A 12,270-nucleotide genomic window follows, 5' to 3' on the forward strand; every position below is an offset into this window, starting at 1 on the left:
TCCTTAATGTTTTTCGTTGTTGATTACATTATATAGGATTGACTATGCATATGGAAGGCCCCCTTAGTGGGGGTCTTCCTCTTTTTGGAATCTAATACCCAATGCCCATGAAAATTATACACTAACTTTAACTCAAGAAAAGCCCCATATATATGAGGCTTTTCCCAAAAGGGTTATCATATAGCCTAGGCATAGACAAACCCTTGTAAATGATAGTATGTACACAAAGGCATAAAATAAACATGTAATTTATTGTAATTTATTTGCCCCTTTATTTTGTTCCTTTACCTTGAGACTATATTAATTTCAAAGGTATAAATAAAACCTTTTTTCCAAATAATTATAATCAATAATATAAAAATTCTTAGGAAGGTGAAATATATGTCATTAATGCAATATTTATATAATCGTATAGCAGATCAAATGCTTGAAAAACTTACCGATATGAAGATGGTAAAATCCCCTACCACGGTAGATAACTATTCTTTTTTAAAGTTTATGGGTATAGCCCAAAAGGCAAAAACCGGACAACCTTTGTATGAACCATTAGGCTCTACTTTGAATTTTAAAGATTTCCAAGATCTTATGTTTGTTCCAAACCTTTTTCCATTAATGGATGGCACTTCAATAGACACACAAGTAGTAATAGGAAAAAATTCGGAAAAACCAATGATTTTACCAGTTCCCTATATGATAGCAGGAATGGCATATGGTGCCTCGGTAAGTATGAAAGTAAAAATTGCCATGGCTAAGGCATCAGCCATCATTGGTACAGCTGTTAATTCTGGAGAATCAGGATTTTTAAAAGAAGAACGGGAACTTGCAGAGCTATACGTAGTTCAATATAATCGAGCAGGATGGGGTAATGAAATAGAAGATCTTAAACAAGCTGATATGATAGAAATTAAAATGGGACAAGGCGCCAGTGCCGGTGATGGATTCAAAATAAGCAACAATATAATTGATGATAAATTCAGAAATCATATCAAGGTAGAAAAAGATCAAGACGGAATAATGCCTACACGATTTTCAGATATAAATAATCAAGATGAATTAAAACAAAAAATAGAAAATTTAAAAAACCTTACAGATGGGATCCCAATTGCGGTAAAAATTGCTGCCGGTAACATAGAAAATGATTTGGATACACTGATATATGCGGGAGCTGATGCTATTGTCATAGATGGAGCCCAAGGAGAAACTGCAGGCAGCCCAGAAATCACCATAAACAATTTTGGGATACCTACCTTATATGCATTAGTAAGAGCAGTAGAACACCTTGAACAAAAAAATGTAAGGGATAAAATATCTATTATAATGACCGGCGGATTTAGGGATAGTGCAGATATGCTTAAAGCTATAGCATTAGGTGCTGACGCCTTTTATTTAGGCTATCCAGTAGATATAGCTGCCGTATATAGTCAACTTGATAGACTACCTGTTGGATCCAGTCCTTCTGATATGTATCTATATGATGGTAAACATACGGACCTATTCGATGTGCAGCAAGGTGCATATTGCGCAGGTAATTTTCTAAAAGCCCTTAAGGAAGAAATGGACATTGCATTAAGGTGCCTAGGAAAAAGCTCTATCCACCAGCTGAATAAAGATGACGTGACAGCTCTTACAAAGGAAATGGCTGAAATAACAGGTGTACATCTATCGTATACTATACATCCTATAGGCTGAAATAAATACAACGGCCTGAGTTAATTTTTTTCTCAGACCGTTGCTTTTATTTTATATTAAATATTCTAAAATAATCCTTCCAGAATATTTGCCATTTTATATCCATCCAGTGATTTGTTCCATGCTTCACTATTATCTTTTAACATTTTTGCTATATTCTCTAGATTGCTATCTTTTTTAATATGGCTTCTAAAATCTTTAGGAATACCTATATTATATGCTATTTTTTCTATATATTTAACTGCTATCTTAGCTCCTTCTATTTCAGAATCTATATTTTTGTCGACTAGTGCTTCTCCCATATTATATAATTTTTTTGTATGATTATATTTATTATTTTTTATAACATAAGGCAATATAATCCCACATGATAATCCATATGGTATATTAAAATAAGATCCTATTATAGTAGCCATATTATGTGTCAAACCTGTATCAGCATTATTCATGCAAATACCACCTAACAAGCTAGCCAACGACATATTTTCCCTCGACTTAAGATTTGCACAATCATTATAGGCATCTTCAAGCGATTCTCCTACTAATTTTATACCCTTAATAGCTAAAACTTCTACCATAGAATTAGACTTTTTACTAATATATGATTCTACAAGATGAGTCAAAGCAGCCATACCACCAATTGCAATTTGCTCTTTAGGCATTGTAAGCGTAAGCAAAGGATCTACCAAAGCCACTTTGGGAAGCAAATCTTTATCTCTAAGCTTTTGCTTATTATGCACATCATGGCAATCTAGTATTATATTTTGAGTAACTTCACATCCAACCCCCGCTGTAGTAGGTATAGCAATAAATGGTGCTGCCTCTTTTGTAAGATTATATTTTTTACATTTCTTGTTTGAATAGTCTACTAAAATATCTTTATTAGTCAAAAAGCCTGAGATAGCCTTTCCCGTATCTATAACGCTACCGCCTCCCACGGCAATAACCCCGTTACATCCATTGCTTAAAGCCAAACTCACTCCCATTTCTATATTTTTTAGATTTGGCATTTTATAAATACCATTATAATGGCAAAATGACAGTCCTTCCTGAGACAGTTGCTTTTCTATACGTCCTAGTACACCTGTCTCAGTGATACTATTTTTACCATATACTATTAAATAGTTGTCTGCATATACCTTTGCTAAACTACCTAGTTTTGCTAATGAACCACTGCCAAACACTATATTTGAAGCCGTGCAAAATTCAAAATTCATTTTATCACCCCTCAAGAAAAATAACATAAAATTTATTTTATCATTTTTCCAGTTGTTTGTCATTGTTTGTACTTTTTAGCTTATCGGTTAAATAAAAATGAGCCTTGGGTTTCCCTCCAAGGCTCATTTTTATTTAACCGGTTCAAAATCTTCGATCCCTATAAGACCTGTTGTCTCATTCCATACGGATTTTATACGCTCATTTTCATTACCTTTTAGCTGACCATCCATAAATTTAGCAACGGGCAATATTTCATATTTTATATTTCCATTATCTGTGTATTTTCTTACCCATGTAGGTGTATAACCTATTTTACCTATTGAAATATTATCGCCATCCTTTATGACCTCAAGATTTATAATTACTCCACTATCCTGATATCTGTCCCTTTGATTTGAAACAAAATTTCCTAAAGAATATATTATAAATCCATCCTTTTCCTTACCTTCATTTGTAGTTATCCTTCTACGCTCCATGGGCTGAATTACATGGGGATGACTGCCAAAAATTATATCTACCCCATCTGCAAAAAGCTTGTCAGCTAATGCCTTTTGTTCATCATTTGGCTGCCTTACATATTCTACCCCCCAATGCATGCAAGCAATTATAACATCAGCACCTTCAGCCTTTGCCTTTTGTATATCGTTTGATATTTTTTCTTCATCTATAAAATTAACCATATATTGTAGTTTTGATTGATCCACAGATCCTTCCATACCGTTTGCTCCATAGGTATATGCAAGTATGGCAACTTTTATGCCATTTTTATCCACTATCAAAACTTTATCCTGCTCTTCAGGAGAACGGGAAGTCCCTGTATGCAAGAAACCATATTCATCAAATTTATTTAGCGTATTCTCAAGACCAAATATAAAGTTGTCAAGGCAATGATTATTTGCCGTAGTAAGTACATCAAATCCGGCATATTTTAATGCCTCTAATATACTTTCAGGCGTCTTAAACATGGGATACCCACTATAGCCCTTTTCAGGCGTGCTTATAGTAGTCTCAAAGTTAGCCAAAGTTAAATCGCTTCCTTCTAAATACGATTTAACTTCACTAAATACTGGTTTAAAGTCATAACTCCCATCAGATTGTTTCGCAGATCTTATTTGAGGGCCATGAAGCATTATATCCCCAACTACGCTTATATTCAATGAACGAGGTGGTTCTTGTTCAATTTGTTCTTCTTTATCTTCTACATTAAGTTCTATATGCTCATCCTCTTCAGGAGGATGAATATTATTATCTTTTACTGATATAAAATTGCAGCTTGATAGTATTGATACTATTAGCAATACTATTATGACAGCCTTTATATGTCTCTTGTGATTCAATATTTACACCTCTCTCTTCTGTTAAATACCCCTTATACCCTAAAACAGCTCCCGCCTATAAATTCTCTAAGTATAGAGTTATTTGGAATATCATTGGGATCCAGTGGTACAAAATATTTCATAAATTTTTTAAGCCTGTTTGCCTCTATATAGTATGAGCTATCTTTTTTTATCTGTCCAAGGAGTGGTAATACGTACGGTTTTAATACTGCCAACTCATATATAAGAGCCGAATTAAACATTATATCTGCCTGCTCCTGAAACGGGAAAATATATTTTTCTTCTCCCTTTCTTACTCCCGGCCACATATTAAAAGTCTCTTCAATGGATGTCCCCCTAAATAGATGATCACGAACTATACGTCTTATAATCCTAGTATCTGTAGTAGGGATACGATTATGATTGTCTAGGTTAAGCTGAGTAAGGGCGCTTATATATATCTTATATTTATTTCGTTTTGGTATCATGGCGGTAAGTTTTTCATTCAACCCATGTATTCCTTCTATTATTATGGGCTGATCTTCAGTAATATTTATCTTATCGCCTCTATATTCCCGGGCACCCTTTTCAAAATTAAAATATGGTATCTCTACCTCTTGCCCTTGAATTAATCGAGTTAGATGTTCATTGAACAATTCTATATCAATGGCGTCTATTGATTCCATATCCTGATAACCTTCTTCATTATATGGTACATCTTTACGATCAAGAAAATAGTTGTCAATGGATATGGATATGGGCTTTAATCCATTTACCATCATCTGTACCTTAAGCCGTTGAGCAAATGTGGTTTTACCTGAAGAAGACGGCCCTGCTATAAGTACTATACGTATTCCATCCCTTTGATTAGCTATATCATCAGCTATATGTGCAATACTCTTCTCATGTTGAGCTTCACAAATACGTATAATATCCCCGCTTTTACCCATTTCAATGGCAGCATTCAACTGTGTAGCATTCTCCACCTCTATCCGGCTGCTCCATTTCTCAGATTCATTAAATACCCTAAACAATTTAGGCTGATCAATAAATTCTGGTACCGAATCGGGACTTTGCTTAGTGGGATATTGAATTACTACCCCAGGTAAATAAAATTTTAATTTAAAGTTCTTCAAATACCCGGTACTTGGTACCATATAGCCATACAAATAGTCAAACATCCAACCACATTTGTATAGCGTAAAATAGGATTCAGGCCTATATTTTATTACATCAATTTTATCATAAAACTCCATTTTATTAAATATATCTTTGGCTTCTTCTATAGATACCCTAGTTCGTTCAAATGGTTCATCAAGCTCCACTATTTCATGCATTTTATCTTCTATTCTTTTTACCTGTCTAGGAGTCAATGAAAAGTCACCATGTACCTCACAATAAAGCCCATTTCCCAAAGAATGTTCTATAGATACATAACAATGAGGGAAAATTTCCCTACATGCCCTTATAAACAAAAATGATAAACCTCTTATATATATCCTAATACCATCATCACTGGTTAGATCTAGAAATTCAATATTGCAGTCATTCGCTAATTTATAAGACAATTCTCTTATATTATTATCAACCTTAGCAGCTACAACTTGATTATTATAGTGATCACTCAAATCCATATATACCTTCTCCAGATCTGTTCCTATGGGATACTCATATATTTTATTCTTTATATTTACCTTTATTATATTATTCATTAGTGTGCCTCCCTTTTTCATTCTCTTTTCCAAAATTAAACATTGTAATAGCATAGCTCTTTAATTTATTATATACCATTTCATGAATAGTTCCCGCTTCAAAAGTGCCATCGTTTAATTTTTTACCTGCCGGTATACCAGTTAATATTTCAATACCGTCATCTATAGTCTTCACTGCATAAATATGAAAAAGTCCCTTATCTACCGCCTCTATCACTTCATCCTTGAGTGTTAGATTTTTGATATTTTGAAATGGTATAATAACTCCTTGCTCACCAGTTAATCCCATTGTCTTACACAGATCAAAAAAACCTTCTATCTTATATGTGACCCCTCCTACTGGTTGTATTTCCCCTTTCTGATTTACTGAACCAGTTACTGCAATACCCTGCTTTATTGGAACTTCTGCCAAACTGGACAATATGGCATATAGTTCAGTACTCGAGGCACTGTCTCCGTCAATTCCACTATATAACTGTTCAAATGTAATACTAGCGCTTAATGTGAGCGGAATATTCTGAGCATATTTTCGGCCTATATATCCTTCAAGTATCATTACACCTTTGCTATGGGTATTACCACTCATGGAAACCTCCCGTTCTATATTTACTATTCCATTTTTACCTATATACGTATTGGCAGTTATTCTACTGGGTTTCCCAAATGTGAAATTTCCCATATTCATCACTGCCAAACCATTTATCTGACCTATTTCTTCTCCATCAATATCAACCATTATAGTGCCATCTTGTAGAATCTCCAAAAGTTTTTTATCATACTTGCTAGATCTATATAGCTTTTCATGTATCGCACGGCTCACATCATGTGCTGTTATAATATCCATACCTTCTATTTGTGCCCAAGTATCCGCTTCTGCTATAATTTCTACTATCTCATTAAACCTGGTAGAAAATTTTTGCTGATTTTCTACCAATCTAGAACTATACTCTGCAACCTTAATCACCGCTTTTTTTGTAAAATGCCTGCTTCTTTCTCGTTCACAAAATCCGCTTATAAACTGTGCAATATCTATCAAATTATGTTCATTAGCCTCCATCTCATCATCAAAATCTACCTTTATCTTAAATAACTTTTGAAAATCTTCATCGAATTGGTACAATAGTTGAAATATATACTCGCTTCCTATAAGCACTATTTTTATATCTATGGGTATGGGATCAGGCTTTAAAGTAGAAGTACCGAAAAGACCAAATTGGTCGCGCAGATTCTCTATTGAAATACTCTTTGTTTTTAAGATTTTTTTCAAATTTTCCCATATGTATGATGTGCTTAGTATATCCTTAACCTGCAAAATTAAATATCCACCATTGCCTATGTGTATACTACCTGGTTTTATCATAGAAAAATCAGTAACTAATGTACCTAATTTATTTTCGTATTCTATTGTCCCAAACAAATTATTAAAGGTGGGATTATATTCTACTATCACTGGTGCACCATCGACTTTACTATTATCCACCAAAAGATTTACTGAATACTTGTTCGGTATCTTTTTTTGTTGATTATGAAGCAATTTGGTAAATGTTTGCTGTTCATTATCATTTTCATCATCTTCTTTAAAGTCATCAAGATTCGATAATATATCCTCCTCTAATGCATCAAGATATTTTAATACCTTAGGAAATTCATTATATTTATCTTTTATTTCATCCACATGTAGTCTTACAGCAAATAGTCCGATCTCATTTTCCAACTTTCTCCATCCTATGCTTGCATCTTTTTCTAAATCCTTCATTTTCCGTAAAAAATCTACAGCCTGTATCTGTATATCATTTAATTTATTGTTGATTACTTTCTTTGTATTATCATCCAATTCATCATACTCATCTTCATTAAGTTCCTTACCATCTATTATAGGAGTGAAATATATCCCTGAATTACCTGCATTTACTTTAAATCCTTGTTCTTTTGCATAGCCATCAAATTCCTGAAATATAATATTTCTCTTATCTTGAATCTTTTTTAGTATCTCTGTCTTCTGTTTTTCATAATCTTCTCCTCTAAATGCCTTTACTATCTCTTCTCTCACATCAATTATAAGTTTTTTTATATCCTTAGTAAAAATCTTTCCCATCCCATGAGGCAAACTTATCGCTGTAGGTTGACTGGGATTTTCAAAATTATATACATAACACCAGTCATCTGGTATCTGCTGTTTCTTTGCTATCATAGAGATATAATCTCTGGCATATGTGGTTTTTCCAGTACCACTTATTCCACTTATATATATATTATAACCCGTTCTATTAATCTTAGTGCCAAATTCCATAGCTTTAACAGCCCGTTCTTGACCTATTATACCATTAAGCGGTTGCAAGTCCTTAGTAGATTTAAAAGGGAGTTTTGCCGGATCCCAATATTTTTTTAATTGAAATTTGCCTAATTCATAAATTCCCATATCATTGAATCCTCCTTAAAATCAAGCAGACATCCTATATCTTTATTAAACATCATATTGCTTAATAAAACAATATGTTAAGTGTAAAAGGGTTATGAAGCAATCGAATTTATTTTACTCACAATGCTAATACTAATTTTGAGGTGATAATATGACAAGAAAAAAAATTATATATAAATTTTTCCCCATAATTTTAATCGTTATTATATTCTCAATAACTAGTTGTAAATCTGTAAACAAGCGGCCATCGGGTCAAAAAGATAATATTGGATCTAAACAAAGCGAACAAAAGAAGCAACCTCCAAAATCCCTATCTTCATTGGAAAATAGTACAAAAAAAATGATAGAAGATCTGGAAAATATAAAGAAAAACAAACAGAATAAAAATGAAAAAGATCGAGAAAAAAAGCAATCCGAAGAATCCCAAAGCAATGAAAAAAATGATGAACAAAATACAAAAGGTGAGAAACAAACAAAAGAAAATACAAGCAACAAAACAGCTTCAAAAGAAACTCAAATAAACTGGGAAGTTTTTGATAAAAACATACAGGAAATGCATAAAAAATGGAATGAATATGAAGTACAAGCAAAGGAAGATGGGGCCGATTCCCAATTAATCAACGCCTTCAAAAGTCAGTTAAACTTATTAACTGAAAAAATAATGGGCAAAAATGAATATGAAGTATTGGTTGAAGCAAATAACCTTTATAAATATTTTCCTCAATTTTTAAATCTATATAAGCATAATGCGCCGCCAGAAACACTAGAAATAAAATATTATGCACGCCAGATATTAATAGATGCTGAGAAAAATAGCTGGGAAAATACAAACATCCTGCTTGATGGAATAAAAAAATCATGGGCCACTGCAAAATCTAGAATGGAAAAACCTGATAAGACTCTTAATAAAATGATTGATTTTGCAATAGAAGACTTTATTAAAGTAACTAACGAGAAAAAATTAGAACTTGCCAAGCTAAAGGGACAAATATTAATGGATAATATAGACAAGATAAAATAAACATGGAAGGATGTCCTTCCATGTTTATTTTATCTTTACCCATGCAAGACCCATGCAAGGAATTTTGTGCATCTGTACCTTTGGGTAAAAATTACCTCGTTATAGATCCCATAACCCCATATTACTCGTGGATACTGCTATAGCTCCCGCCTTCAATGCCTGAATTATATCACTTTTTTGAGTCACCATACCGCCTGCTATTATGGGTTGACTTATCCTTCTCTTAAGCTCGTCAATCGCCCTTGGTATAAGACCAGGCATTACCTCTACAAAATCAGGCTCATAGTTTTTTATCATATTTATCCCACTTACAAAAGACATTGAATCTATAAGGAACAATCGCTGTACTGTTATAAGCCCTACTTCTTTGCCATATCTTAAAAGATTATTACGAGTAGATATAATGCCATGAGGTTTTATCCGTTCATTTACATATTTAACAGATACTAAATCCTTTCCCAATCCGTCAATTAAATCCATATGAACAAATACTTTTCTACCACTTTTTTTAAGCGCATTTACCCGATCTTCTATTGTCAAGATATTACTTGAGAGTATAAATACCACTTCTACAGATGATGGTATATCATCCTCCCCTATTCTATCATTTGGAATAGCTGCTATTATAGGACTATTATCCAAACAATTCACTATGCTTTTGATCATATGCGTCTCCCTCTTTATCATGCAATTTCTATAGAAGCCTCTTCATGCAAATTTAATTTTGCTATAGCCATCTCCCGCAATTTATATTTTTGTACCTTTCCGCTTGCCGTTAAAGGATATTCCTCCACAAACCAGACATATTTAGGACATTTAAATCTGGATAATCCACCCCTTACAAATTCTATTATATCATCTTCATTTGGAGGATTCTCTATATTTTTTTTGAGAATTATACAGGCCATTATCTCTTCTCCATATTTTTTATCGGGAACCCCTATTACCTGAGCATCTTGAATGGCCGGATGGGTATATAAAAACTCCTCAATCTCCCTGGGATATATATTTTCCCCACCACGAATTATCATATCTTTGAGCCTACCTGTTATTTTACAATATCCCCTATCATCCATAACAGCCAAATCTCCCGTATGGAGCCACCCATCCTCATCTATTACCATTTTGGTGGCTTCCTCCATCTTATAATAACCTTTCATAATTCCATAGCTTTTTGCTATTAATTCTCCTTGAACTCCATTAGGCAATTCTTCTTTTGTTTCCGGATCCACTATTTTTACTTCTACTCCCGGGAGAGGTCTACCAACGGTTGATACCCTTATATATATAGGATCATCTGCACGGGTTTGAGTAATAACAGGTGCTGCTTCAGTCTGCCCATAGGCTATTGTAATCTCTTTCATATTCATCTTATCTACTACCTGCTTCATTATCTTTACGGGACATAGCGAGCCAGCCATAATACCAGTACGCAATGAAGAAAAGTTAAACTTATTAAATTCGTCGCTCTCTAGCATAGATATAAACATTGTAGGCACCCCATGCAGAGCAGTACACTGCTCCTTCTCAACTATTTTCATTACTTTTATAGGATTAAAATGATCCAGGGATACCATCGTTGCAGCATGTGTAACGCATGCCATCACACCAAGTACACAACCGAAACAATGAAAAAATGGCACTGGTATGCATAATCTATCCTCATATGACAGATTCATACATTTTGCTATGGCATCTCCATTGTTTATTATATTATAGTGGGTAAGCATAACTCCCTTTGGGAATCCTGTAGTTCCTGATGTATATTGCATGTTTATAACATCATGGGGGCTTAGTGAATTTTGTATATGATCCAAATATTTATCAGATACTAACTCACCCAATTCATATAATTCATCAAAAGCATACATACCCTGATATTTTTCATCACCAATATATATGATATTCCTTAAAAAGGGAAACTTAGCACTACGCAAGTGTCCGGGTTGGCTATCTTTTAGCTCCGGGCAAAGATTATTTAATATCTTTATATAATCAGAATCCTTAAAGCCACTGGTCATCACTAAAGTACTGACATCAGACTGTTTTAGGAGATACTCCAATTCAAAAGCCTTATAATTGGTATTAACCGTAACAAGTACTGCACCAATCTTTGCTGTAGCAAATTGACAAAGCAACCATTCCGGCACATTAGTTGCCCAAATAGCAACATGATCATTTTTCTTTATACCTATTTTTATCATGCCTTTAGCTATTTGTTCTACTTTGGCATTAAATTCTGAATATGTCCAACGTATATTCTCAAATGGATATACTACCGCTTCATGCTCAGCATACCGTTGGGCTTGCATAGCTAATAATTTTCCCATGGTAATATTCATCATTTTTACAGCCTCCCATGTTCGTTTTATAATACAAATCAAAAAGACTTTTCGCCTCCATAGTTATAGAGACGAAAAGTCTGTACTTCCGCGGTACCACTCTAATTGATGCAACATATAATATTTGCATCCTCTTTCTTCAGGTACATACATACCTTATCCCTTCTCACGGTGGGCAACCGACCAAGTCTACTGTCCTTAAGGATTTCGGTTGGCAACTCTAGGGTGAGGTTCAGCCTTTATGTATATTGCCTCTCACCACCCGGCAACTCTCTTATATACATTACAGCTTACTAATCCCTATCATCGTCTTTGAGAGATACATTAACTTAAATTATATTATATAAATATGCACATGTCAACCAAAATTTTCTGATTATTTCTTGGTCATTTTGTGAGCAAGATATAAGCAAGTCTCCAAAATTTTTTGGTTCGTTGTATAATTAAATGCAACACCAAAAAAATATAGAACCATAGCGAGAAAATCATGTATAATATTTTTAACCAAAAAAAAATAATACAGTGAGGTGCTCGCTATGGCTAATTCTAATTG

8 protein-coding genes and 1 other annotated feature are annotated in these 12,270 nt (G+C 33.8%); of the genes, 2 read left to right on the forward strand and 6 right to left on the reverse strand.

The genetic code is table 11. From position 1 onward, the window contains the following. Window positions 1-381: 381 nt before the first annotated feature. Window positions 382-1,689, forward strand: coding sequence for an FMN-binding glutamate synthase family protein (locus EJN67_RS13330; protein WP_129724933.1), 1,308 nt, complete (start codon window positions 382-384; stop codon window positions 1,687-1,689). A 65-nt stretch (window positions 1,690-1,754) separates the two neighbouring features. Here EJN67_RS13330 and EJN67_RS13335 read toward each other — a convergent pair whose 3' ends face one another. The 4 genes from EJN67_RS13335 to EJN67_RS13350 all read right to left on the reverse strand — a co-directional run bounded on the left by EJN67_RS13335 (window position 1,755) and on the right by EJN67_RS13350 (window position 8,354). Further along, window positions 1,755-2,906, reverse strand: a complete 1,152-nt coding sequence (locus tag EJN67_RS13335) for an iron-containing alcohol dehydrogenase family protein (RefSeq protein WP_165000886.1) — start codon at window positions 2,904-2,906, stop codon at window positions 1,755-1,757. Window positions 2,907-3,035: 129 nt separating this feature from the next. Then, window positions 3,036-4,244, reverse strand: coding sequence for a CapA family protein (locus EJN67_RS13340; RefSeq protein ID WP_207208038.1), 1,209 nt, complete (start codon window positions 4,242-4,244; stop codon window positions 3,036-3,038). Window positions 4,245-4,276: 32 nt separating this feature from the next. Next, on the reverse strand, window positions 4,277-5,935 hold the full coding sequence (locus EJN67_RS13345) for a nucleoside kinase (protein WP_129724935.1): 1,659 nt from the start codon (window positions 5,933-5,935) through the stop codon (window positions 4,277-4,279). Further along, entirely contained in the window at window positions 5,928-8,354 is a 2,427-nt protein-coding gene (locus tag EJN67_RS13350; protein ID WP_129724936.1) for a Lon protease family protein, read from the reverse strand. Before EJN67_RS13350 ends, EJN67_RS13345 begins: the two co-directional genes overlap by 8 nt. Before the next feature lie 151 nt (window positions 8,355-8,505). Between EJN67_RS13350 and EJN67_RS13355 the strand changes: the two genes are divergently transcribed. After that, the gene (locus EJN67_RS13355) at window positions 8,506-9,375 is read left to right on the forward strand and encodes a hypothetical protein (RefSeq protein ID WP_129724937.1); all 870 of its coding nucleotides are present in this window, start codon (window positions 8,506-8,508) and stop codon (window positions 9,373-9,375) included. 99 nt (window positions 9,376-9,474) lie between these two features. Here the strand turns inward: EJN67_RS13355 and EJN67_RS13360 are convergent, their stop codons facing one another. Next, the gene (locus tag EJN67_RS13360) at window positions 9,475-10,041 is read right to left on the reverse strand and encodes a glycerol-3-phosphate responsive antiterminator (protein ID WP_165000887.1); all 567 of its coding nucleotides are present in this window, start codon (window positions 10,039-10,041) and stop codon (window positions 9,475-9,477) included. Window positions 10,042-10,058: 17 nt separating this feature from the next. After that, window positions 10,059-11,720 (reverse strand): AMP-binding protein, encoded by a 1,662-nt coding sequence (locus EJN67_RS13365; RefSeq protein ID WP_129724939.1) that lies wholly within the window; start codon window positions 11,718-11,720, stop codon window positions 10,059-10,061. 61 nt (window positions 11,721-11,781) lie between these two features. Beyond that, window positions 11,782-12,033, reverse strand: a binding site (T-box leader). Window positions 12,034-12,270 lie beyond the last annotated feature (237 nt).

The sequence above is a fragment of the Xylanivirga thermophila genome (assembly GCF_004138105.1).
Classification (GTDB): Bacteria; Bacillota; Clostridia; order Caldicoprobacterales; family Xylanivirgaceae; genus Xylanivirga; species Xylanivirga thermophila.

Coding starts and splice junctions, on each gene's coding strand:
- EJN67_RS13345 (WP_129724935.1), bottom strand. CDS start 5,935: ATGAATAATATAATAAAGGTAAATATAAAGAATAAAATATATGAGTAT.
- EJN67_RS13360 (WP_165000887.1), bottom strand. CDS start 10,041: ATGATCAAAAGCATAGTGAATTGTTTGGATAATAGTCCTATAATAGCA.
- EJN67_RS13355 (WP_129724937.1), top strand. CDS start 8,506: ATGACAAGAAAAAAAATTATATATAAATTTTTCCCCATAATTTTAATC.
- EJN67_RS13335 (WP_165000886.1), bottom strand. CDS start 2,906: ATGAATTTTGAATTTTGCACGGCTTCAAATATAGTGTTTGGCAGTGGT.
- EJN67_RS13365 (WP_129724939.1), bottom strand. CDS start 11,720: ATGATGAATATTACCATGGGAAAATTATTAGCTATGCAAGCCCAACGG.
- EJN67_RS13330 (WP_129724933.1), top strand. CDS start 382: ATGTCATTAATGCAATATTTATATAATCGTATAGCAGATCAAATGCTT.
- EJN67_RS13350 (WP_129724936.1), bottom strand. CDS start 8,354: ATGGGAATTTATGAATTAGGCAAATTTCAATTAAAAAAATATTGGGAT.